This window comes from Phytoamicus setariae (assembly GCF_016722925.1).
GTDB classification, from domain to species: domain Bacteria; phylum Pseudomonadota; class Alphaproteobacteria; order Rhizobiales; family Rhizobiaceae; genus Rhizobium_E; species Rhizobium_E setariae.
This window is the reverse complement of sequence record NZ_JAEQNC010000017.1, coordinates 87,463-110,881: the sequence shown is the minus strand read 5'-3', so window position 1 is coordinate 110,881 and position 23,419 is coordinate 87,463. Positions and strand designations below refer to the sequence as shown.

The following is a 23,419-nucleotide window of genomic DNA, read 5'->3' as shown; positions in this document are numbered from 1 at the left end:
AATCAATGCGCGCGGAAAATGTTCGCGCGGTGGATTGCTTCCTTCTGGGTCGCATCCTCGATACCGAGGAAGAAGTCCTCGAGCTCCAGATCGGCAAATCCCGCGCGGCGTGACAGCACGTACCATTTGGCAGCTTCAATGGGGTCAGGCCGGGTGCCAATGGCATTGATGTAAAGATGGGCGAGCTTGTTCTGTGCGAGGACATGGCCGCGATTGGCTGCACGCTTCAGCCAGGCAAAACCCTGATCGTAGTCCTTTTCGCCGCCGATACCGTTTATGTACCAGAGGCCCATGTCATAAAGAGCGGTATCGAAACGGGCATTGGCGGCCTTCAGCAGCCAGTCGCGAGCCTGCGCCTTTTTCTCCGGGGAGACTGGCAGGCTTATATAGAGTTGGGCGAGTGCGTACTGCGCATCCGGCACACCCTGTTCGGCGGCCTTCTCATACCAGGGCAGCGCTGCATTCAGGCCTTTCTCGCCAGGGGCTGCGGCGACCTTGATCTGGGCAATGTTGAACTGCGCTTCGCGGTTACCGCCCTCGGCCGCCTTCTGCATCATCTTGTCGGCTTTCTTGCGGTCCTGGGTGACCAGCTTGCCTTCCATAAGCATCATTGCATACTTGAACTGGGCATTGGCATCACCCGATGTGGCGGCCTGTTCGTACCAGAACGCTGCATCGGAAGGATTTCGCCGAACCCCCAGCCCGTTGTTCAGCAATTCGGCGACCAATGTCTGGGCCGCCGCTTCACCGAGCTGGGCTTTGGGGAGCGCGAGGTTCATCGCGGTAAGATAGAGACCGCGTTGATAAGCCCCATAAGCGTTGTCGATTGTGCCGCTAAAGGCCTTTTCGGGCGGCAGGTCGGGAAGCCCGGTTCCCATTCTCTCGAGTAGTTTCAGGCCGGCGGACGGCCCCTTGTCCTTGTCTTGGGATACAGGCGAGGCGAGTACCGGCAGATCGTCCTTGTTGCCGGCAGGAAGCAAGCGCTCGCCTTTGGTCAGCGACTGGCTCTCTTCATCGGCGCCCAGCATCCGTGCGGCGATGTTGCTCGCCGAGGGTGTCTGGGAGAACGCATGATACGAATTTGCTGCGGCAACCGATATGGTTGCGGCAGCAATCAACCCGAATCTCGCAAGGCTCTGCTTAGACATGATGTCCTTCAACCCCGAAAGCGTGGCGCTTTTTCGTCAAGCAGGGCATTCGTTTCCTGAATAATTGCCGCGGCCCGCGCTGGCTCGCTGAAAACCGCCAGCCGCAAGGCAGCAAATTCTGCGCCACTCTCGGCGATTGCCAGCGCCGATTGAGGATCTGTTCCGCCCATGACGATGCAGGGAATGGCCACCATGGACGCCCACCACTCGGCAAGGGCAAGGTTCTTGGGGTGCGCGTCGGGCTTGATGTCCCCATCGAGCTTGCCAAAGAAGATGTAGTCGGGCTGCAGCTCGCCGATCTCCAGCGCCTTGTGGCGATCCTGTGCGTTGCCGCCGCCCACGATCAGCTTGGGAGTGAATTTTTCGATGGCTTCGCCGAATGGCTCGAGCCCGCCGGCAATGTGCAGTCCATCGGCCTTGGCGCGGCCGGCTACCCGGCTGTCGCCGGAGATCAGCGCTGCCGCGCCTGCTTCCTGGATGACGGGCACCAGCGCCTCGGCCAACTTTTGGAATGCGATGTCGTCGAGCGCGTATTGCGGAACGATGACTGAAGCCACATCGCCGCCCTTCAATGCATCTGCGACGATTCGGGCCGCCTCTACCGGATCGGAGATCTCGGGCGTAACCAGTACCAGCCGGCAGCGGTCTTCAGGTGTTGACATGATTTCTTTCGCCTCACTTATCGCTTCCCAGGCGCCGATTGCCGGGATAGGTCTAATAGCCCTCTTTCGACGTTTCCCGCAATCCGTTAGACCGACCAGAGTAAACGATCAACATGCCTGTCGATGCCAGCTTCTACTACATTGCCATTCCGGCTGTCATCCTCGTCGGTCTGAGCAAGGGAGGCATGGGCGACGCCCTTGGCTTGCTCGGCGTGCCGATTCTGACTTTCGTCGTGCCGCCGGCGCAAGCGGCAGCGATCCTGCTGCCGATTCTGATCGTGATGGACGTCGCTTCGCTGTGGATGTGGCGCAAGCATAACAATGCCGGCCTGGTGAAATTGCTGCTTCCGGGCGCACTCATCGGAATTGCGTTCGGCTGGGCTACCTGGGTCATCGTTCCAAAGTATGTCATGCAGCTGGTCATCGGCGCAGTCGCGTTGAGCTTTACCGCGCGGTTCTTCTACAACAGGTATTTTGTTCAAGCGGCGGACACGGTTCCAAGACAGCATGGTATTATCCGGGCGGGCTTTTGGGGCGCCTTGTCCGGTTACGGTAGCTTTGTTGCCCATGCCGGTGGTGCACCGTTCCAGGTCTATGGGCTGCCGCTCAAGCTGCCGCCGCGCGACTACACCGGGGCGGCCGTGCGGTTCTTTGCGATCCTGAATGCGGTCAAGCTCATCCCCTACTTCATGCTTGGGCAGCTGGATTTTACCAATCTCTATCTCTCCGCTACGCTTTTTCCGCTGGCACCGCTCGCCACGATTGCCGGCGCCCTGATTGTCCGGCGGATGCGTCCCGATGTCTTCTATCCCTTCATGTATGGAATGTGTGCACTGGCCGGCATGAAGCTCGCCTACGAGGGGGTCATGCCTTTGTTGGCGCTGGCTTCCAAAGCGGTGTAATTTGACGTCTGAGTAATTTGGTGCGTCGCACAAAAAAGCTTGTCGCCGGCGAAAGTCTGTCATAGCTTGACGGTCGATGAACCCTGATCCCTTTGCAGCAATCTCGGATTCCAACCGACGGTTCCTTCTCGAGGAACTGCGCCGGGCGCCGCGCACGGTCAACGAGCTTTCGGCGCTTCTTCCGGTCAGTCGACCGGCTGTTTCCCAACACCTCAAGGCGTTGCTCGACTGCGAGATGGTGACGGTTGAGACAAGGGGTACGCGGCGGATCTACAAGATCAATCCGCAGGGCTTTCAAAAGGTCGGTTTCTGGCTGGATCAGTTCTGGGTGTGAGGTTTGGAGGGCGTGGCCGCCTGAGCTGCATTCCGGCGAGTTCTCTGCTCAGCTCTGGAATTTGTCGTCAGGCGGCCGCCCGTGAAAGGGCTAGTGTTGCGTGTTGATACGCAGCCTTTCGATTTCATCCTTGATCTTTAATTTTTGCCTCTTGAGCTCGGCGATGACTGTGTCGCCCGTGGATGGACTGAGCATTGCAGTGTGCAGTTCAGCTTCGAGAGCTCCGTGCTTCTTTTCGAGAGTCTCGATGTGGGCCTCAATTGTCATAGACATTTCCTTCCCTTTTACGCCTACATCCGGCCATCCCTTTCACCGGATGTCTCAGGCTGCAACTTTGGAAGTCTGCCACGTAAAATCGGGTTTGTCGAAGGCGAAATCTTCAAAAAGGAAAACTTCCCGTCGGCGGATATTTTGTGATAGGAGCAGTGCGATGCAGGCGCGGGGATAGCAGTCGTTGCCAGGAATGCCGGAAAATGGGGAAATGACGGAATGGCCGATCAGGAGCAGGCTGAGCTGAGGTTGAATGCGGCGAGACTGAGGCAGGAGCACGAAGATTACGATGTGGCAATCAATGCGATGATTGCAACCGGATGTGACGCCTTGCGCATACAGCGGATGAAAAAGAAGAAGCTCGCCATCAAGGACAAGCTGACCCAGGTCGAGGACCAGATCATTCCCGACATCATCGCCTAAGCCGAGATCGAACAGATGCAGATTTCCAGACCCCCCGTCGCGATCATCATGGGCAGTCAGTCCGACTGGGAAACCATGAAGAACGCCGCCGACACGCTAGATGCGCTCGAGATCGCCTATGAGGCGCGCATCATCTCGGCGCACCGCACGCCCGACCGGCTCGTCAGCTTCGCCAAGAATGCGCGTGACGAAGGGTTCAAGATCATCATCGCCGGTGCCGGCGGGGCTGCCCACCTTCCGGGCATGGCAGCGGCCATGACCCCGCTTCCGGTCTTCGGCGTTCCCGTGCAATCCAAGGCGCTCTCGGGGCAGGACAGCCTACTCTCTATCGTGCAGATGCCGGCGGGCATTCCGGTCGGTACACTCGCCATCGGCCGTGCGGGCGCTGTCAATGCAGCCCTTCTCGCTGCCGCAGTTCTTGCTCTCACTGATGAGGAACTTGCGGATCGACTGGATACCTGGCGCGAACAACAGAGCGCGTCGGTTGCCGAATACCCTGTGGACAAATGACATGAAAACCAAGACGATCGGCATCATCGGCGGCGGCCAGTTGGGTCGCATGCTGGCGATTGCCGCCAGCCGCCTGAACTTCCAGATCATCATTCTCGAGCCGCAGCCGGACTGCCCCGCCGCCCAGCTTGCAAACGAGCAGATCGTTGCGGCCTACGACGACCGTGACGCACTTCAGCGGCTCGCCGAGGCCTGCGACGTCGTCACCTACGAGTTCGAGAACGTTCCCGTGCAGGCCGCTCGGTTCCTTGAAAAGCTCGTGCCTGTCTATCCCCCTGCCCAGGCGCTGGAAGTCGCGCAGGACCGCCTCGTCGAGAAACAATATCTGAATGCCTGCGGCATACCGACGGCCGGTTTTCGTTCGGTCGACAGCCAGCAGGACCTGGAAAAGGCGCTGGCGGAGTTCGGCGGTGAAGGCGTGCTCAAAACGCGCCGCCTCGGCTATGACGGCAAGGGGCAGGCGGTGTTCCGCAAGGGGGATGCCGCAACTGGGGCCTATGACCGGCTCGGCGGCGTACCGTTGATCCTGGAGAGTTTCGTGCCGTTCGTGCGTGAAATATCCGTTATCGCCGCGCGCGATCTGGACGGGCGCATCGAATGCTACGATCCGGCCGAGAATATCCATCGGAACGGCATTCTGGATACTTCGACCCTGCCGGCCAATATTTCCACCGGCGTCGCGACGCAGGCACGCGATTGCGCTGTCCGGCTGCTGAGTGCACTCGACTATGTCGGGGTTCTTGGGATCGAGTTTTTCGTGACTGCCGACGATAAGCTGATCGCCAACGAAATTGCGCCGCGCGTACACAATTCCGGTCATTGGACGGAAGCGGCGTCGGTAGTTTCACAGTTCGAGCAGCACATCCGCGCTGTCGGGGGCTTGCCGCTGGGCTCGCCGATCCGCCACAGCGATTGCGTCATGACGAACCTGATCGGTGACGATATCCTTTCTCTCGAAAATCTGGCGCTCGAAAAGAACGTCCTAATCCACCTCTATGGAAAGACCGAGCCGCGGCCCGGCCGCAAGATGGGTCACATCACCCGGCTGACGTCCGGCAAGTAAATCAAAGGCAATGCTTTGCGGCTTGCCAAATGTGGGGAAATTGTGACAGTTTCCCCCGCCACATCTATTTTGGAGTTTTCTTCATGACTTTGCGCTGCAGTTTCCTTTTCGGCCTCGCCGCCCTTGCGCTTTCGCCTCTCGCAGCTTTCGCAGCCGGCCTGCCGGATCTCGGCGGCAAGACAGTCGTCGTCGTTACCGAAAACGCTTATCCCCCGCTGCAGTTCATCGATCCGAAGACAGGTCAGCAGATCGGCTGGGAATATGACGCGATGAATGAAATCGCCAAGCGGCTGAACTTCAAGCTGGAATACCAGAACACTTCCTGGGACGCGATGATCCAGGCCGTTTCTGACAACCAGTACAACATCGGCATGACTGGCATCACGATCAAGGATGACCGCAAGGCCAAGGTGGATTTCTCCGATCCCTATATGCGCTCGCAGCAGTTCATGCTGGTGCGCGGCGATGAAGCGCGCTTTACGGATGCCAAGAGCTTCGGCGCCTTCAAGGACGGTCTCGTCGGAGCCCAGCCCGGCACCTCGCCGTTCTATACCGCCGTCTATGAAATGCTCGACGGCAACGAGCAGAACCCGCGCGTCAAGCTGTTCGAAACCTTCGGTGCCACGGTTCAGGCCCTCAAGGCCGGTGACGTCGATGTCGTATTGACCGACAGCGTTGCGGCCAAGGGCTATGTCGATGCATCCGAGGGTGGCCTGAAGGTGGTTGGCGGCCCGCTCGGAACCGAAGATTTCGGATTCATCTTCCCGAAGGGCTCCGACCTCGTCGCTCCGGTCAATGCGGCCATTGCCGCTCTGAAGGCCGATGGCACGTTCGATGCGCTCAACAAGAAATGGTTCCTCGAATACAAGATGGGCCAGTAAGCCGCCTCGGATATTATGGCCGTCCCACAACATTCAGGACAATCCGGTGAGGGTGACTTTCCCTGGTGGCTAGTCACCCTCGTCGTTATTGGAGTCCTGCTGGCGTCTATCATCGTCAGCAATGGCATCTACACACAGGTCTTCATGACAGTCGCCAAGGGCCTCTGGGTCACCATCATGGTGACGCTGGTGGCCTTTGCGCTTGCAACAATGCTTGGGCTGGGCGTGGCGCTTCTCGGCCTGTCCGACAACAAGGCGCTGCGACAGATCTCCCGATTCTATGTCGAAGTCATTCGCGGCGTGCCGGTTCTGGTGCTGCTGTTCTACATCGCCTTCGTCGGCGCGCCGGGCATCGTCTATGCGTGGAATTTTCTTGCGACGCCGTTCATTCAGGCGGGGGTCGTCGAACCGATGCTGGTGCGCGATCTGTCATTGATGTGGCGCGCGATCATCGCGCTGATGATCGCCTATTCCGCCTTCATCGCCGAAGTTTTCCGCGCCGGGATCCAGTCGGTCGACAAGGGGCAGATCGAAGCCGCCAAGGCGCTCGGCCTGTCGCGTTTCCAAAGGTTCCGGTTCGTCGTATTCCCGCAGGCGCTGAAGGTTATTTTTCCGCCGCTGTCCAACGATTTCGTCGCGATGGTGAAGGATTCTTCGCTCGTCTCGGTGCTGGGCGTTGCCGACATCACGCAGATGGGCAAGGTCTATGCCTCCGGCTCCTTCCGCTTCTTCGAGACCTATTCCATTGTTGCCTATATCTATCTGGTGCTGACGATCGGTCTGTCGCTTCTGCTGCGCCGCGTGGAAAAGCGCATGCGCGACGCCCAGGGCCAGAAATAAAAATGCCCGGTCGTTGGACCGGGCAAGCTGGGAGGGGATCAGAAGCGCTGCCATCCAGCGGCAGGGAGCCCGGATGGCAGGTATCGGCAGGCTATTTCACGTGAATCAGCGGCAGACGCGAACGCGCTTGATGTAGACGTTGCCCCAGTCGTCGTAGCGGCGAACTTTCTTCACGAAGCAGTAGTCCCCGTAATAGACAACGCGCGGGCGGATGACGATGCGGGCACCACCCCAGTAGCCATTGTGCCATCCGTGATAACGGCGCCAGCCGGCTTCGGCGACTGAGGAAAGCGATACGGTGGCGACGGCGGCGGCGAGCGCAGCGATAACGAACTTTTTCATGACGGTTCTCCTCGGAGAAAAAAGGTCCCTTGCTTGGATCAGTCTGGATGTCTTCTCATCCGTTGGGACCTTTTTCGCATTAAAATCGGCCTGTCGCTGTTTCCCGAGGAACAGGGGTGCGTACGTGCCTCAGCGCCTGCCATTGCCGGACCCGCTGCTTGTCGCCCACGAAAAAGCCCGGGCGGAATATCCGGCCCGGGCTTTGGTCTCTCAGACTATCGGATCGATCAGGCGATCTTCTGGCCGGTCTTGGCCCAGTCTGCCACGAATTGCTCGAGGCCCTTGTCGGTCAGCGGATGCTTGACGAGCGCCTTCAGCGTCGCAGGCGGCACGGTGACCACATCGGCGCCGATGAGGGCGGCTTCCTTGACGTGGTTGACCGTGCGGATCGAGGCGGCGAGGATTTCGGTCTCGAAGCCGTAGTTGTCGTAGATGTGACGGATTTCGCGGATCAGGTCCATGCCATCGAAGGCGATATCATCAAGACGGCCGACGAACGGCGAGATGAAGGTCGCGCCGGCCTTGGCAGCCAGCAGCGCCTGGTTGGCAGAGAAGCACAACGTCACGTTCGTCTGGTGGCCATCCGAGCTCAGCGCCTTGCAAGCCTTGAGGCCATCGAGCGTCAGCGGCAGCTTGATGCAGATGTTGTCGGCGATCTTGGAGATGACCGCGGCTTCCTTCATGATCAGCTCGTATTCGGTCGCGGCGACTTCAGCCGAGACCGGACCATCGACAATGGCGCAGATTTCCTTGGTGACTTCGAAAATGTCGCGGCCGGATTTCAGGATCAGCGACGGATTGGTGGTGACGCCATCGAGGAGGCCAAGGTCGTTCAGCTCCTTGATTTCCTTGACGTCAGCGGTGTCGACGAAAAATTTCATGTCCGTACACTCCGTAGGAAGGCCAAAATTTCTTCCTCTTTGCTGTTTTCTTTACCCAAAAGCAAGTGCAAGGTCGCGCGCATGGGAAAAGATTCGTTCGATTTGTTTGGCGCCCCGGAAGCGCCGAAAGCCGTGCCTGTGATGGTGCCGCTTCCCGTGCCGAAGCCATATACATATATGGTACCTGAGGGCATGCATGTCCAACCCGGTTCGATCGTTCAGGTTCCACTGGGACCTCGACAGGTATTCGGGGTCGTGTGGCAGGAACAGGTTGCCGAGGCGATCGATCCGAAGAAACTCAAATCGATAACGACGGTCTTCGATTGCCCGCCGCTTGCCGGCGAAATGCGTGATTTCCTCGACTGGACCGCAAGCTATACATTGTCGCCGCCAGGGCTGGTTGCCCGGATGTCGCTGCGCGCGCCCACCGCCTTCGAGCCTGAACCGATGGTGGAGGGCCTGAGGCTAACCGAAGAACGCCCGGAGCGAATGACAGAAGCGCGGGCGCGCGTCATCGCCACTGCCGAGGACGGTCCGGCATGGACGCGCTCGGGGCTGGCACATGCCGCGGGGGTAACCTCGTCGGTCATCGACGGCTTGACCAAACAGGGCGTGTTCGAGCCTGTGTTTCTTTCACCTCCACCCATCGCCGCCGAACCGGATCCCGACTACATCGCGCCATCGCTGGAGCCGGACCAGCAGGCTGCCGCCGACGAGCTGGTGGCCGCAGTCAAGGCCGACACCTTCGGCGTGACGCTGATCGACGGCGTGACCGGCTCTGGCAAGACCGAAGTCTATTTCGAGGCGGTGGCGGAAACATTGCGACAGGGCAAGCAGGTGCTGATCCTGCTGCCCGAAATTGCGCTGACGCCAGCCTTTCTCGAGCGTTTTCAGGACCGGTTTGGTGCCAAACCCGCCGAATGGCATTCCGATCTGGCGCCGCGCAAGCGCGAGCGCACGTGGCGGCAGGTGACGGAAGGCCAGTTGCGCGTGGTGGCGGGCGCGCGTTCTGCACTGTTCCTGCCGTTCGAAAATCTCGGCCTGATCATCATCGACGAGGAACATGACCCCGCCTACAAGCAAGAGGATCGCGTCTTCTATAATGCCCGCGACATGGCTGTGGTGCGCGGCCGGATCGGCGATTTCCCCGTCGTGCTGGTTTCGGCGACCCCGTCGATCGAGAGCCGGGTCAATGCCGACCAGGGGCGTTACGCCAAGGTGCATCTAAGGAGCCGGTTTGGCGGCGCGGCGCTTCCCGACCTGCATCTCGTGGACATGCGCCGCTTTCCCCCAGCCCGCGGCGGGTTCCTGTCATCCGTGATGATCAAGGGGATTCAGAAAACCGTGGAACGGGGTGAACAGGCGCTTCTGTTTCTCAATCGCCGCGGCTACGCGCCGCTGACGCTTTGCCGTGTGTGCGGCCATCGGTTCCAATGCCCCAATTGCTCAGCATGGTTGGTGGAGCATCGCTTCCGCAATGTTTTGCAGTGCCACCATTGCGGCCATACTGAAAAATCGCCGGATGCCTGCCCGGAATGCGGCACGCTCGATCATCTGGCGTCCTGCGGTCCGGGTGTCGAGCGCATCGCCGAGGAGGTCGAAAAGACCTTCCCGGATGCCCGTACAATCGTGCTGTCATCCGATCTCGCGGGCGGCGTCAAAAGATTGAGGCTGGAGCTTGAGGCAATCGCCAAGGGGGAGGCCGATATTGTCATTGGTACGCAGCTTGTCGCCAAGGGGCACAATTTCCCCAACATGACGCTCGTCGGCATCGTCGATGCCGATCTGGGGCTTTCCAATGGCGATCCGCGCGCCGCCGAGCGGACATTCCAGCTGCTGTCGCAAGTCACCGGGCGCGCCGGACGATCGGGCCTCAAGAGCAGCGGCCTGATCCAAACCTACCAGCCCGGCCATCCCGTCATGCAGGCGATCGTTTCGGGCGATCCGGAAGCGTTCTACGAACGCGAGATCGTCGAGCGCGAGCGGGCGTTGATGCCGCCGTTCGGTCGGCTTGCGTCGGTCATTGTCTCGGCCGATACGCGTGCCGACGCCGAAACGCATGCGCGCGGCCTCAGGCAGGCGGCCCCTTCAGTTTCCGGCATTTCGGTGCTCGGGCCGGCAGAGGCGCCGCTTGCGCTGGTGCGTGGACGTCACCGTTTTCGGCTGCTCGTGCATGGAAGGCGGGGTGCGGATATGCAGGGTTTCGTTCGGACGATGATTGCAAGCGGGCCGAAAGAGCGCGGAACCGTGCAGGTGCAACTCGATATCGATCCGCAGAGCTTTCTTTAATACCATCGTAAAAAAACGCTGTGCGTGTCATGTCGGACATTTTCGCGCAAACTCAGCTATGGCATAACATCCGCAGGTATTGCGCGAACAAGGGGCGCCAATGGAATTTTCTCTGCCGGAGTTTCCCTCCGCGCCCGGTGCGCAAGCGGCATTTGCAGCCGTCGGGTTCCTGACCGTCGTCGGATTGTCATTCCTGTTGTTTCCCACGGCGGTCGGTCGATTTCTAGGCCTGGAAAGCCATGAAAAGCGGCCAGGCGGCATTGGCGAGTTGCGCGCTGCAGGTGGTTTCCTAGCCGGACTTTCGATCGCGACCCTGATGTTCGATCAGCCGGTCCTTTATACCGTTGTGGCGATCGGGCTTCTGCTTTCCACCTTCGGGCGTGTCCTGTCGCTGATGTCGGACAAGGCGTCGACGCTACTCAATTTCCTGCTGCTGCTGGTGCAGGCGGTGCTGACTGCTGCAACACTCTATTACTTCTTCGATGTATTCAGGCCGGACACCCAGATGGCGGTTCCGCAGGCGCTGGATGCCAGACTGGTGTTCTTTACCTATGCGGGACTCACTCTCCTCGGAGCCTTGGTGATGTTCGGACCGCGCATGTCGATGACGGTCAGCGGCCTTGGCGTGACGGCCGAAAAAGCCTCGGCGATCACCACCATTCGTTCGGCCGGCGGATTTGCGCTCGGGGTGGGGTTGATCGGGCTGTTCGTCAGCGCCAATGGTGAAAATGCACCGATGGATTTCCTCATGGCCAATCTGGGGGTCGCAGGGGCGTTCATACTTGCTGTGTTCGGGCGCCTGATCGCTCTTGCATTCAATCGCGGAAATTATGTCTATGCGATCGTTGCCCTGGTGGTGGAAGTCGTCGCCGCCGCCGCTGTTGTTGCCCATATTTCAACGATGATGTAGTCGCGCTTCCGCGGCCCTAGGCGGAAAAATATTCCACGTTCGGAATCAATCTTGAGTCAGATTGAAAAAGAAATGCGCAACTGCCGTAACATTCGGTAATATCCTGTGTTGCGACTCCAAACCAGCTATGCTAGATGGCTTGCGAGTTTTTGGGGGATATGGGGCAAGCTTCTCATAGCCGCTCAAAAATAATGCAACAAATTCAAGGTGTTGTTGTGGCGCTTGCGTCGCAATGCTGCACACTTGAGAGGAATTAGGGAAACCCAGCGCGTGGCAGGTTCATCGCAATCCGTTTCTGGCGTGGCCGAGCGTTATGCCTCATCGCTTTTCGATCTGGCGCTCGATGAAAACGCTTTGTCTGAAGTCGCAGGGGCGCTCGACAAGTTTCAGTCCCTGATCGATGAATCTGCGGATTTCAAGCGATTGGTCCTCAGCCCGGTATTTTCGGCGCAGGAACAGCTCAATGCCGTTTCCGCCGTTCTCGAAAAGGCCGGGATTAGTGGTCTTGCAGCCAACTTCATCAAGGTGACGGCTTCAAACCGCCGCCTGTTTGCCGTTCCCGGCATGATCAAGTCGTTCCGCGAGATTCATGCTCGCCATCGGGGCGAGATGTCGGCCGATGTCGCTTCGGCCCATGCGCTTTCCGCAGCGCAGGAAAAAGAATTGAAGGCGGCGCTCAAAAGCGTCACCGGAAAAGATGTCACGATCAATCTGACGGTCGATCCGTCATTGCTCGGTGGTCTGATCGTTCAGGTCGGATCCAGGCAGATCGATACATCGCTTCGCACGAAACTTTCTACTCTTAAGCTTTCACTGAAAGAGGTTGGCTGATGGATATCCGCGCCGCGGAAATTTCCGCAATTCTCAAAGACCAGATCAAGAATTTTGGCAAAGAGGCTGAAGTCTCCGAAGTCGGACAGGTTCTGTCCGTCGGCGACGGCATTGCCCGTGTCTATGGCCTCGACAATGTCCAGGCCGGCGAAATGGTTGAATTCCCCGGCGGCATCCGCGGTATGGCGCTTAACCTCGAAGCCGACAATGTCGGCGTGGTTATCTTCGGCTCCGACCGCGACATCAAAGAAGGCGACACCGTCAAGCGGACCGGCGCCATCGTTGACGTTCCCGTAGGTCCGGAATTGCTCGGCCGCGTTGTTGACGCGCTCGGCAACCCGATCGACGGCAAGGGCCCGATCAATGCGACCAAGCGTTCGCGCGTCGATATCAAGGCTCCGGGCATCATTCCGCGCAAGTCGGTGCATGAGCCGATGTCGACCGGCCTCAAGGCCATCGACGCCCTTATCCCGGTTGGTCGCGGCCAGCGCGAGCTCGTGATCGGTGACCGCCAGACCGGCAAGACCGCCATCATTCTCGACACTATCCTCAACCAGAAGGCCATTCACGACAATGGCCCGGATAGCGAAAAGCTCTATTGCGTCTATGTGGCTATCGGCCAGAAGCGCTCGACGGTTGCCCAGTTCGTCAAGGTACTCGAAGAGCGCGGCGCGCTGCAATATTCGATCATCGTTGCCGCAACCGCTTCCGATCCGGCTCCGATGCAGTATCTCGCACCGTTCGCCGGCTGCGCCATGGGTGAGTACTTCCGCGACAACGGCAAGCATGCCCTCATCGGCTATGACGACCTTTCCAAGCAGGCCGTTGCGTATCGTCAGATGTCCCTGCTTCTGCGCCGCCCGCCGGGCCGCGAAGCCTATCCAGGCGACGTCTTCTATCTGCACTCGCGCCTGCTCGAACGCGCCGCGAAGCTCAACGAAGACAACGGCGCCGGCTCGCTGACTGCACTTCCGGTCATTGAAACCCAGGGTAACGACGTTTCGGCGTTTATCCCGACCAACGTGATTTCGATCACCGACGGTCAGATCTTCCTCGAAACCGACCTGTTCTATCAGGGCATCCGTCCGGCCGTTAACGTCGGTCTGTCGGTTTCCCGCGTCGGTTCGGCTGCGCAGATCAAGGCGATGAAGCAGGTTGCCGGTTCGATCAAGGGTGAACTTGCTCAGTACCGCGAAATGGCGGCCTTCGCACAGTTCGGCTCGGACCTCGACGCTGCAACCCAGCGCCTGCTGAACCGTGGCGCACGCCTTACCGAACTTCTCAAGCAGCCGCAGTTCTCGCCGCTCAAGACGGAAGAACAGGTTGCGGTGATCTTCGCCGGCGTGAACGGCTACCTCGACAGGCTCGCAGTCAACCAGGTCGGCAAGTTCGAACAGGCTTTCCTGGCGAACCTGCGCAGCGAAGGCAAGGCGATCCTCGAAGCGATCCGTACGGAAAAGGCAGTGAGCGACGACACGCGTGCCAAGCTTAAGGCCGCTCTCGACAGCTTCTCGAAGACCTTCGCCTGAACGGCATAAGTTAGGACGGAAAACGGATGCCTTCACTTAAGGATCTGAAAAACCGGATCGCCTCCGTCAAGGCGACGCAGAAGATCACCAAGGCGATGAAAATGGTCGCCGCGGCGAAGCTTCGGCGTGCCCAGGAGGCGGCGGAAGCCGCCCGGCCTTATTCGCAGCGGATGGGTGCGGTTCTCGCCAATATTTCACAGGCAGTTAGCGGCGACAGCGATGCGCCGCAGCTGATGACCGGTACGGGCCGCGACAAGGTTCACCTTCTCGTGGTCTGCACCGCCGAACGCGGCCTTTGCGGCGGCTTCAACTCGCAGATCGCCCGTCTGGCCCGCGACCACACGCGCAAGCTTGTGGCTGAGGGCAAGACGGTCAAGATCATCTGCGTTGGCAAGAAGGGCTTCGATATTCTGCGTCGCGAATTCGCTTCGCTGATCATCGATCGCGTCGACCTGCGTGAAGTAAAGAAGATCGGTTACGAGAATGCCGACGCAGTCGGCCGCAAGGTCATCGGCCTTTTCGAAAAGGGCGAGTTCGACATCTGCACGCTCTTCTACTCGGAATTCAAGTCTGTGATCTCGCAGATTCCGACTGCTTTGCAGCTGATCCCTGCTGTGGCCCCGACCAACGGTGCGGTTCAGAACGGTGCAAGCGCTGTCTACGAATACGAGCCGGACGCGGGCGCCATTCTCGGCGATCTTATTCCGCGCAACATTTCGGTGCAGATTTTCCGGGCGTTGCTCGAAAACGTCGCAGGCGAGATGGGTGCGAAGATGAGCGCGATGGACAATGCCACGCGCAATGCCGGTGAGATGATCAACAAGCTGACTTTGACGTTCAACCGTCAGCGGCAGGCGCAGATCACCAAGGAACTGATTGAAATCATTTCGGGCGCTGAAGCGCTCTGACGTTAGAAAGAGGAATTTCATGGCTAGGGCAGCTACGAAGAAATCCGCTGCGGACGCAGCAGCAGGCTCCGTCGGCAAGGTGACCCAGGTCATCGGCGCCGTCGTGGACGTATCCTTTGCCGGTGGCGATCTGCCGCCGATCCTTAACGCGCTTGAAACCGACAATGGTGGCAATCGCCTGGTTCTCGAAGTTGCACAGCACCTCGGCGAGAACACCGTGCGCACCATCGCCATGGACGCCACCGAAGGTCTCGTGCGCGGTCAGACGGTCACCGATACCGGATCGCCGATCTCGGTTCCGGTCGGCGATGAAACGCTCGGCCGCATCATGAACGTCATTGGTGAGCCCGTCGATGAAGCCGGTCCGCTGGTCACAGCTGCAAAGCGCTCCATCCACCAGGATGCTCCTGCTTACGTTGAGCAGTCCACCGAAGCTCAGATCCTCGTTACCGGCATCAAGGTCGTCGATCTGCTCGCTCCTTACGCAAAGGGCGGCAAGATCGGCCTGTTCGGCGGCGCCGGCGTTGGCAAGACCGTTCTGATCATGGAACTGATCAACAACGTCGCCAAGGCGCACGGTGGTTACTCGGTGTTTGCCGGCGTGGGTGAACGCACCCGCGAAGGTAACGACCTTTACCACGAAATGATCGAATCGGGCGTCAACAAGCTCGGCGGCGGCGAAGGTTCCAAGGCTGCTCTCGTGTACGGCCAGATGAACGAACCGCCGGGCGCTCGCGCACGTGTCGCTCTGACCGGTCTGACGATCGCCGAAGACTTCCGTGACAAGGGCCAGGACGTTCTGTTCTTCGTCGACAACATCTTCCGCTTTACCCAGGCTGGTTCGGAAGTGTCGGCACTTCTCGGCCGTATTCCTTCGGCCGTTGGCTATCAGCCGACGCTGGCCACGGACATGGGCCAGATGCAGGAACGCATCACCACCACCACCAAGGGTTCGATCACCTCGGTTCAGGCCATCTACGTGCCCGCCGACGACTTGACCGACCCGGCGCCGGCCACATCGTTCGCCCACTTGGACGCAACGACCGTTCTGTCGCGTTCGATCGCTGAAAAGGGTATCTACCCGGCGGTTGACCCGCTCGACTCCACTTCGCGCATGCTCGACCCGATGATCGTCGGCGAAGAGCACTACGAAGTGTCGCGCAAGGTGCAGACGACCCTTCAGCGCTACAAGTCGCTTCAGGACATCATCGCCATTCTCGGCATGGACGAACTGTCGGAAGACGACAAGCTGGCTGTTGCCCGCGCCCGCAAGATCGAGCGCTTCCTGTCGCAGCCGTTCTTCGTTGCTGAAGTGTTCACCGGTTCGCCTGGCAAGCTGGTTGCTCTCGAAGACACGATCAAGGGCTTCAAGGGTCTGGTTAACGGTGACTACGATCACCTGCCGGAAGCTGCTTTCTACATGGTCGGCACGATCGAGGAAGCTATCGAGAAGGCCAAGAAACTGGCTGCCGAAGCTGCCTGACAAGATTTGCGAGCGCACGGCTGAAGTGGCTTGGCGCTCGCAAACTGTTTAGAGAAAGAGTGACTGATTATGGCTGATAGTTTCAATTTTGAACTTGTCTCGCCGGAACGGCTCCTGATGTCGGCATCGGTGACCGAAGTTGTCCTGCCGGCCACGGAAGGCGAAATGGCTGTCATGGCCAATCACGCGCCGTTCATGACGACGATCCGCCCCGGAGTGATCACGGTCAAGGAAGCAACTGGCGAGACGCAACGTTTCGTCGTGTTCGGCGGCTTTGCAGATATTCTGCCGAGCGGCTGCACGCTTCTGGCTGAAGCGGCGCTTCCGGTTTCGGACTTTACGAAGGATGCGCTTGCCAAGCGCGTCAATCAGGCCAATACCGATCTCGGCAATGCTGCCAACGATGTAGCGCGGTTGCGTATCTCGCAGCTGATTGCAGATCTGAACGGCCTGTCGGCATTCGCTGCCTGACCTTCGAGTGCATAGAATTTCGCAGAGCCCCCGCATCGTCGGGGGCTTTGTTATTTTTCACCTTTAACCCGATTTTCATGTCGCATTTGATGCGGGAAATGCCGCCCGGAACGAGATAGCTTCTGGCTATATTCACACAGGCGAAGCGGTTGACACTGGCTTCGCACGTTTCCGGAGACTTTCATGAACTTCTCGTTCTCGCCCGTTCCCGAGATTCGCTTCGGGGCGAACGAAATTGACAACATTGCTGCTCATGCGCAGGCCCTTTGCGATAACGGCAAGGCCGCAATCGTGATCGACGGCTTTCTGGCCGCCTCCGGTTTAGGCGACAAGGTCGTGAAACTGCTGGATGCCGCCGGCATTACCGCTGCCATCTATTCGGACTTTTCCGGAGAACCCAAGCTTGCTCATGTTCAGGCCGCAACAGCTGTAGCGCGAGGGTGCAGCCTTGTCATTGGCATCGGTGGCGGCTCCGCGCTCGATATTGCCAAGATCGCGGCCTGTACTGCTGCCTCGGGTGAAGACCCAATGCACTATGCGCTCGCAGCCAATCCGCTTCCGGAAAAACCACTCGGCAAGATCATGATCCCGACGACGGCCGGCACAGGGTCCGAGACCTCGGCCACCAACATCTTCACCGGTCCGGCAGGCAAGAAGCTCTGGGTCTGGGGCGCCAAGAGCAAGTCAGATCTTGTCATACTCGATCCGGTCCTAACCGTGTCGTTGCCCGCCAATTTGACGGCCTGGTGTGGACTCGATGCGTTCGTGCATGCATTTGAAGCATCCACCAACCGCAATGCAAATCCCGCAGGGAAGATCTTTGGTCATGAAGCGCTTCGCCTGCTTTCGGCCAATCTTGAGCGTGCGGTAAAAGCGCCTGATGATCTGGCTGCACGCGGAGCCGTGCTGCTCGGGTCTTCCTATGGCGGCGCTGCCATCGACAATTGCGGTACCGCGATTGCTCATAATATTTCGCATGCCATGGCAGGGCTGGCACCGGTCCATCACGGACTTGCAACCGCGCTCGGCTTCGAAGTGACGTTACCGTGGCTGGTTGAAGCCGATACAGATGACCTGAAAGCCGCGGCCCGCGCTTGCGGATTGGAGTCTGCTAACGAACTGCCGGCCTTTTTCAGCGCTCTCATGGATCGCTGCGCCGTCATCCGTAAGCTGCCGGACGCGTTTGCAGGTGTCGGCGCGGCTGAGCTCGGGCACGAAATGCGCGCCACCGAAAACCAGCCGATGCGCAAGTCGACGGTCCGCGATGTCACAGACGCTGATATCGATCACATGGCAGCATCCATCATGGCTATGAAGTAAGGATTCCCTGATCATGACTATAGAATACGACAGAGCCTATTGGGAAAATGCGCTCACGCAGATTAGTCTAAACGGCAACCATTTTATCGATGGCAAGCGACAGCCTGCTTCCACGGGCCTGACATTCACCCGCATCCGGCCGATGGATGGCAAGCCTTCAGCGCAAATTGCACGCGGCAACATCAACGACGTCGATCGAGCTGTGGGGGCCGCTCGCAAAGCTTTCGCAAGTGGTGTCTGGCGTGGCAAGGAGCCAGCTGAGAGAAAGAGGATCATGCTCGCCTGGGCGGAGCTCATCCGCCAGCATCGCGAGGAACTGGCGCTGCTTGAGACGATCGATGTCGGAAAGCCGGTGATGGCTTCGCTGAATGTTGATGTGCGGCTGGCGGCTGACTGCATCCAGTACTACGCCGAGATGTGCGACAAGCTTTATGATGAGATTGCGCCGACCGGTCCGAATGACCGTGCGCTGGTGCGCAAGGTGCCTCTGGGCGTTATCGGCGCGATTACGCCGTGGAACTACCCGATGATCATCGAGACGTGGAAACTCGGCCCCGCGCTTGCCGCAGGTAATTCGGTGGTGCTGAAGCCTGCCGAGCAATCGTCCCTGACCGCGATCAAGCTTGCGGAACTGGCGAGCCAGGCCGGTTTGCCGGACGGGGTGTTCAATGTCGTCACGGGTTATGGCGAGGAAGTGGGCAAGGCGCTCGCCTGCCACATGGACGTCGATATGATTGCGTTTACCGGTTCGACCGAGGTCGGCAAGCTGATCATGGGCTATGCGGCATCCACCAATCTCAAGCGGGTAGCGCTGGAACTCGGTGGAAAATCGCCGTTGGTGGTGTTTGCCGACGCCGATCTCGATGCAGCCTCGTCTGCCGCAGCCTGGGGTTGCTTCTACAATTCCGGCGAAACCTGCCATGCTTCGACACGGCTGATCGCCGAAGCCAGCATTATGGATACGTTGATCGAGAAGATCCGGGAGGTAACGGCACGCGAGATTACCCTGGCTCATCCGCTTGAGCCGTCGGCGCAGATTGGCGCGCTGATCGAAGATGCTCATCTCGGCATGGTGCTGACGATGATCGAGGCTGGCGAGCGCGAAGGTGCAAGGCGTGCCTTCGGGGCCGAGCGGGTGATGGCGGATACCGGTGGCTACTACCTTTCGCCGGGGGTGTTTGTCGCGCCGTCCAATGATTCGTCGCTGGCGCGCAAGGAAATTTTCGGCCCGGTGCTGACAGCGATTCCGTTCTCGACCGAGCAGGAGGCACTGACGATTGCCAATGATACCGAGTATGGGTTGGCGGGGGCTGTCTTTACCTCGGACATGAGCCGTGCGCATCGCATGTCGGAGGGTATTCATGCCGGCACTGTCTGGATCAACTGCTACGATCTGTCGAACTTTGCCACGCCGTTCGGCGGCTTCAAGCAATCGGGCTTCGGTCGAGATCGCTCGGTGCATGCCATCGCCAAATACTGCGACTACAAGACGATCTGGCAGAGGTTCTTGTAATTTCCAATTGGTTTCAACAACGAGAAAAGGGCGCCGATGGCGCCCTTTTCCATTTAACGCGACTGAGATCAGCCGATGTCGAAATGGTCGCCCGGGTTCTTCTTGAGATCGGCGAGCTTGACGTCCTTCAGGGTGATCTTGTTGCCGCCACCGAGGTCGATAACAACATCCTTGCCCTTCTGGTCGGCATGCTTGAGAACATCAGCAGCCTTCTTGATGCCGTTGATGCCCTTGGCGATTTCGATGACGTCCTTCTTGACGTCGAAATCGGTGATGACGTCCTTGCCGGACTTCGCGCCGAACACGAAAGTGTCCTTGCCAGCGCCGCCGGTCAGCGTGTCGTTGCCGGTGCCGCCGTCGAGACGGTCATTGCCGCCATTCCCGTTGAGGACGTCGTTTCCGCCCTTGCCGAACAGCTTGTCCGCAAAAGATTTGCCGGTGATCGTTTCGCCCTTATTGGAGCCAACCATAGATGCCATTTTGTTCTCGTTTCCTTGTGAATCATGAGGCAATTTAAAAACGAAGCGCACAGATACACACGTCGCGACGAGTTGCATACTGCTAAATCTTGCACTGGTCCTATTACGATTTGGTGATATATGTCAGCCATTCGGCCCCGGCTGAATGGCCGGAGCGGCGAATCGGAAATCCATCAGGGGTTGCATACTTTACCCGCGGAGCGATATTCGCGCAGCGCCTACTGCGTGCATTCCTTGGTGGCTTCGTGTCGTGTGAAATGCAATCACGGCGTGCGTATGGTTGCGTCGTGAAGGTCGTGAAGGGGCAATGACCGGAGCCCGAGTTTGTCTATGGGCCGGGATGCTCGCCCATAGTTTCGATTGGAAAGACAAGACTGAAATGAACTCTCTAAAGCCGGAGATTCTCGGACATTTCGAGCAGATCGACAATGGGTTGAACGTTGTCGGTTGGGCGAAAAACGCTGGAAACGACGACCCGTTGAACATCTCGGTCGCTCTCAACAAAACCATTGTTTCAAGTGGCCTGTCGAATCAATCCCGCCCCGATCTGATGGCGAACGGGATTGCGAGCGGCCGCGCCGGTTTTTGCGTGCCGATTGCCCGGCGCTCGATCAAGCGGCTGACGAATCTGGTTCATGTTCTGGCAGATGGCGAAATCATCGACGGGGACGGGCGCATTCTCAATGTGGCGCGGGGCATGTCGATCATGCTTGCGGGTATTGAACACGGCGCCTTGAAAATCGTCGTCCGCGGGTGGATCGGCGCGGCCATCAAGGCTGCTGTCAAGATCGACGGTGTGAGCGTGGGATTCATCAAGATCCCGTTCGTCGAGGGTTCTACCGCTGATGGCGTCGAAGTAGCGCTTACGTGGCAGGTGCCGGAAGCCTATTGGGATGGGCGCGCGCATGTTTACGTCGTTGAGATAGATCATGAAAGCGAAGTGGTCAGAAGCGATGCAGTCGCCCTGAGCTACCCTGACTACACCGTGTTCGTCGAACACGCCGATTTCGGCCGGATTGAAGGCTGGGCATTCCGGCAGGATCGAGGAATTCCGCTTCGTCTGGATGCCTATTGCGACGGCATGAGGCTCGGAAGCGCAAGTACTAACCTAAAGCGGGCAGATGTGCGCCAGGAGCTTGGTGGGGTGACCGCGAATCTCGGCTTCGTGCTGCACTTCGATGCCGAGCTCGAAGGCGATTGTGCCGAGGTAACCCTTATCGATGCGGAGACGAAGATCGAAGTCGCACGGATTTCGATTTCGAGCACTTATGAGGAACTCGCTGCAATCGCCCAGCATCGTCGTACCGCGATGAAGAGCGTAACATCACTGTCCAGCGGCATGCTGTCTTCAGACGGCGCGACCAGTTTTATTGCGCGTGATCTGGTCTTTAAAGATGCGCCGACAGAGGCTGGCGGCACCGTTTCCGTTGTTGTCCCGGTCTATGGCGGTGCCGTGGAACTGGCCGAATGCATGGACAGTATTTTCGCCGCGCAAAACGAAACGAAGACCGAGATCATCCTCGTCAACGACAATTCGCCGGAAACTGTGATTGTCCAATATTTGCGTGCGCTTGAGTTGCAGGGTCGGGAAAACCTCAAGATACTGCATCGCAAGCAAAACCATGGATTTTCAGCGGCGGTTAACCTCGGGATGGTCGCGGCCGGCAGCAATGATGTCATTCTCCTCAACGCGGACACGGTTGTCCAGGACGGTTGGGTGGACAGGATCGTCGCGGCTGCGGCGAAGGATAGCAACATCGGTACTGTGACGCCGTTCTCCAGCAACGGTGAAATCTGCACACTGCCCTACCTCTGCAAGTCAATTCCTGTCGAGACACCGGAAATAGCCAAGGCTGTCGATGAGATGGCCGCCCGTGTAAATGCCGGAAAGATTCTCGATATCCCGGTGGCGATCGGCTTCTGCATGTTCATTCGGCGGGCTTGCCTGATGGATGTCGGTGCCTTCGATGCCGCAAAGTGGGGACGGGGTTACGGCGAGGAAGTTGACTTTTGCCTGAAGGCTTCCTCGAGAGGATGGAAGCATGTGCTGGCGGCCGATGTATTCCTGATCCACAGGGGAGCCGTGTCGTTTGGAGATGAAAAGCTTCAGCGGATCATTGAGAGCGCCAAGAAGATAAACGAGGCCTATCCCTTTTACGATCGTGTGATTCAGAGGTTCCTTGCGCGCGATCCTGTCGCAAAACTCCGTCGGGATGTAAATATCGGCTTGCTGGCCGATGCCATGGAAGAAAAGCGCGTTTTACACATTACGCACGACCTTGGCGGCGGCACGGAAAAGTATGTTCAGGATCTGGCGTATCTTTACCGGCAGGAAGACTACGCCAATCTGATCCTGAGGTTTGCGCTTTTGGGATCGTCGAAACTTGAAATCCAGTCGGATCAAAGCAAGTATGGACGCTTCTTCCAGGCTGCGCATAATGAGACGTATTCGGCGCGGGAAATCGAAGAACTCAAGAACGACATAATCGAATTCGGGCCGGAGAAGATCCATATCCACAGCCCGATCGGCGTGCCGCAAGTGTTGCTTAGCTGGCTTGTGGAAAATTTCGATTATGACGTTACCGTTCACGATTTCGCTTGGGCCTGCCCCAGCGTGACGTTCACGACCCCATCCGGTCGCTACTTCGGAGAAACCCCTGACGACAAGCCAAGCCTTGCGGCGGTGGTGGATCGACCGTTTCCCGGATTGCGCCACTATCTGGAAGCGGCGGGCAACGACATCCAGCAATATCGCAAGGCGTTTCAGGCGGTGATGAGCGGTGCAAAACGGACTTTTGCGGGGTCGCACGATACGGTCAACCGACTCGTTCGGCTTGGCTTCGACGGCGAGTTTGTGGTGAAGCCGCATCCACGAACTGATGCGGTTGGCCAGGCGGAAGTCCGGCGTCTCAGCGTGCCTGCGCAGAGCGACAGGATACGCGTCGCCATAATCGGCGCTATCAGCGATATCAAGGGATTCCCGCGCCTTCTTGAATGCGCGCAACATGCCTATTGCCATGGGTTGCCGCTTCAGTTCATCGTCTTCGGCTATACCAGGAACGATGCCGCGTTTTCGGATCTGCCAAATGTCGAGATACTGGGGGCCTATGAACCAAGCAGCATCGGTAGTCTGCTGGCTCGCTATCAGCCGCATATCAGCTTTTTCCCCAACCTTTGGCCGGAAACCTTCTCCTACACGCTTTCGCTTGCATTCGAGGCCGGGCTTTGGCCCGTTGTGACGGACATAGGCGCGCCTGCTGAACGAGTGCGGGAGTTACAGTATGGCTCTGTCGTTCCCAGGGAGGCGGACGTGGCGGAGATTTGCCAGCTTCTTATTGAAGCAACGCAACAGCTTCAGGCGGCCCATGAAGTCGAAGTGCCTGATGAGGACATGCTGGATTCATACCTGAGATCGAACTCTTAATAAAGG

At 58.6% G+C, this 23,419-nt stretch carries 23 protein-coding genes; 17 read left to right on the top strand and 6 right to left on the bottom strand.

The window, feature by feature from the left end; all coding sequences use genetic code 11:
• Nucleotides 1–2 precede the first annotated feature (2 nt).
• Together JJB09_RS23585 and JJB09_RS23580 are read right to left on the bottom strand one after the other, a co-directional pair.
• Nucleotides 3–1,148 (bottom strand): tetratricopeptide repeat protein, encoded by a 1,146-nt coding sequence (locus JJB09_RS23585; RefSeq protein WP_246748917.1) that lies wholly within the window; start codon nucleotides 1,146–1,148, stop codon nucleotides 3–5.
• A gap of 8 nt (nucleotides 1,149–1,156) precedes the next feature.
• Nucleotides 1,157–1,810, bottom strand: coding sequence for a thiamine phosphate synthase (locus JJB09_RS23580; RefSeq protein ID WP_201663548.1), 654 nt, complete (start codon nucleotides 1,808–1,810; stop codon nucleotides 1,157–1,159).
• 113 nt (nucleotides 1,811–1,923) lie between these two features.
• On the opposite strand from JJB09_RS23580, the gene JJB09_RS23575 reads away from it, so the two are divergent.
• Together JJB09_RS23575 and JJB09_RS23570 are read left to right on the top strand one after the other, a co-directional pair.
• Nucleotides 1,924–2,712 (top strand): sulfite exporter TauE/SafE family protein, encoded by a 789-nt coding sequence (locus JJB09_RS23575; protein WP_201663547.1) that lies wholly within the window; start codon nucleotides 1,924–1,926, stop codon nucleotides 2,710–2,712.
• 76 nt (nucleotides 2,713–2,788) lie between these two features.
• Entirely contained in the window at nucleotides 2,789–3,046 is a 258-nt protein-coding gene (locus JJB09_RS23570; protein WP_201663546.1) for an ArsR/SmtB family transcription factor, read from the top strand.
• Nucleotides 3,047–3,136: 90 nt separating this feature from the next.
• Here JJB09_RS23570 and JJB09_RS23565 read toward each other — a convergent pair whose 3' ends face one another.
• Nucleotides 3,137–3,313, bottom strand: coding sequence for a YdcH family protein (locus JJB09_RS23565; protein WP_201663545.1), 177 nt, complete (start codon nucleotides 3,311–3,313; stop codon nucleotides 3,137–3,139).
• 222 nt (nucleotides 3,314–3,535) lie between these two features.
• Here JJB09_RS23565 and JJB09_RS23560 point away from each other — a divergent pair, with 222 nt between their 5' ends.
• The 5 genes from JJB09_RS23560 to JJB09_RS23540 all read left to right on the top strand — a co-directional run bounded on the left by JJB09_RS23560 (nucleotide 3,536) and on the right by JJB09_RS23540 (nucleotide 7,033).
• Complete coding sequence (locus tag JJB09_RS23560; protein WP_201663544.1) at nucleotides 3,536–3,739, top strand: YdcH family protein; 204 nt, start codon at nucleotides 3,536–3,538, stop codon at nucleotides 3,737–3,739.
• Nucleotides 3,740–3,754: 15 nt separating this feature from the next.
• A complete protein-coding gene (gene purE / locus JJB09_RS23555; protein WP_201663543.1) occupies nucleotides 3,755–4,249 on the top strand; it encodes a 5-(carboxyamino)imidazole ribonucleotide mutase in 495 nt (164 codons plus the stop codon).
• A gap of 1 nt (nucleotide 4,250) precedes the next feature.
• Nucleotides 4,251–5,312 (top strand): 5-(carboxyamino)imidazole ribonucleotide synthase, encoded by a 1,062-nt coding sequence (locus JJB09_RS23550; RefSeq protein ID WP_246748915.1) that lies wholly within the window; start codon nucleotides 4,251–4,253, stop codon nucleotides 5,310–5,312.
• A gap of 83 nt (nucleotides 5,313–5,395) precedes the next feature.
• Nucleotides 5,396–6,193 carry a basic amino acid ABC transporter substrate-binding protein gene (locus tag JJB09_RS23545; RefSeq protein ID WP_201663541.1) on the top strand — a complete coding sequence of 266 codons (798 nt, stop codon included), beginning with the start codon at nucleotides 5,396–5,398 and terminating at the stop codon, nucleotides 6,191–6,193.
• Between the two features lie 15 nt (nucleotides 6,194–6,208).
• Entirely contained in the window at nucleotides 6,209–7,033 is an 825-nt protein-coding gene (locus JJB09_RS23540; RefSeq protein ID WP_201663540.1) for an amino acid ABC transporter permease, read from the top strand.
• Between the two features lie 105 nt (nucleotides 7,034–7,138).
• Here the strand turns inward: JJB09_RS23540 and JJB09_RS23535 are convergent, their stop codons facing one another.
• Nucleotides 7,139–7,375: a hypothetical protein gene (locus tag JJB09_RS23535; RefSeq protein ID WP_201663539.1), complete on the bottom strand. Its 237-nt coding sequence runs from the start codon at nucleotides 7,373–7,375 to the stop codon at nucleotides 7,139–7,141.
• Nucleotides 7,376–7,602: 227 nt separating this feature from the next.
• Nucleotides 7,603–8,256 (bottom strand): fructose-6-phosphate aldolase, encoded by a 654-nt coding sequence (gene fsa, locus JJB09_RS23530; protein ID WP_201663538.1) that lies wholly within the window; start codon nucleotides 8,254–8,256, stop codon nucleotides 7,603–7,605.
• An 81-nt stretch (nucleotides 8,257–8,337) separates the two neighbouring features.
• On the opposite strand from fsa, the gene JJB09_RS23525 reads away from it, so the two are divergent.
• The 9 genes from JJB09_RS23525 (at nucleotide 8,338) to JJB09_RS23485 (ending at nucleotide 19,510) form a co-directional block, all read left to right on the top strand.
• Entirely contained in the window at nucleotides 8,338–10,545 is a 2,208-nt protein-coding gene (locus JJB09_RS23525) for a primosomal protein N' (RefSeq protein ID WP_201663537.1), read from the top strand.
• Between the two features lie 100 nt (nucleotides 10,546–10,645).
• Nucleotides 10,646–11,455, top strand: a complete 810-nt coding sequence (locus tag JJB09_RS23520; protein WP_201663536.1) for a hypothetical protein — start codon at nucleotides 10,646–10,648, stop codon at nucleotides 11,453–11,455.
• A 270-nt stretch (nucleotides 11,456–11,725) separates the two neighbouring features.
• Complete coding sequence (locus tag JJB09_RS23515) at nucleotides 11,726–12,286, top strand: F0F1 ATP synthase subunit delta (protein ID WP_201663535.1); 561 nt, start codon at nucleotides 11,726–11,728, stop codon at nucleotides 12,284–12,286.
• Nucleotides 12,286–13,815: a F0F1 ATP synthase subunit alpha gene (gene atpA / locus JJB09_RS23510; protein ID WP_201663534.1), complete on the top strand. Its 1,530-nt coding sequence runs from the start codon at nucleotides 12,286–12,288 to the stop codon at nucleotides 13,813–13,815. The genes JJB09_RS23515 and atpA overlap by 1 nt, the downstream gene beginning before the upstream one ends.
• A gap of 26 nt (nucleotides 13,816–13,841) precedes the next feature.
• Complete coding sequence (locus tag JJB09_RS23505; RefSeq protein WP_201663533.1) at nucleotides 13,842–14,723, top strand: F0F1 ATP synthase subunit gamma; 882 nt, start codon at nucleotides 13,842–13,844, stop codon at nucleotides 14,721–14,723.
• Nucleotides 14,724–14,742: 19 nt separating this feature from the next.
• The gene (gene atpD / locus JJB09_RS23500) at nucleotides 14,743–16,206 is read left to right on the top strand and encodes a F0F1 ATP synthase subunit beta (RefSeq protein ID WP_201663532.1); all 1,464 of its coding nucleotides are present in this window, start codon (nucleotides 14,743–14,745) and stop codon (nucleotides 16,204–16,206) included.
• A gap of 69 nt (nucleotides 16,207–16,275) precedes the next feature.
• Entirely contained in the window at nucleotides 16,276–16,677 is a 402-nt protein-coding gene (locus JJB09_RS23495; protein ID WP_201663531.1) for a F0F1 ATP synthase subunit epsilon, read from the top strand.
• 183 nt (nucleotides 16,678–16,860) lie between these two features.
• Complete coding sequence (locus JJB09_RS23490) at nucleotides 16,861–17,997, top strand: iron-containing alcohol dehydrogenase (RefSeq protein ID WP_201663530.1); 1,137 nt, start codon at nucleotides 16,861–16,863, stop codon at nucleotides 17,995–17,997.
• A gap of 13 nt (nucleotides 17,998–18,010) precedes the next feature.
• Nucleotides 18,011–19,510 (top strand): aldehyde dehydrogenase, encoded by a 1,500-nt coding sequence (locus JJB09_RS23485; protein ID WP_201663529.1) that lies wholly within the window; start codon nucleotides 18,011–18,013, stop codon nucleotides 19,508–19,510.
• 68 nt (nucleotides 19,511–19,578) lie between these two features.
• Here the strand turns inward: JJB09_RS23485 and JJB09_RS23480 are convergent, their stop codons facing one another.
• Nucleotides 19,579–19,989, bottom strand: coding sequence for a calcium-binding protein (locus tag JJB09_RS23480; RefSeq protein WP_201663528.1), 411 nt, complete (start codon nucleotides 19,987–19,989; stop codon nucleotides 19,579–19,581).
• Between the two features lie 379 nt (nucleotides 19,990–20,368).
• Between JJB09_RS23480 and JJB09_RS23475 the strand changes: the two genes are divergently transcribed.
• Complete coding sequence (locus JJB09_RS23475; RefSeq protein WP_201663527.1) at nucleotides 20,369–23,413, top strand: glycosyltransferase; 3,045 nt, start codon at nucleotides 20,369–20,371, stop codon at nucleotides 23,411–23,413.
• Nucleotides 23,414–23,419: the final 6 nt, after the last annotated feature.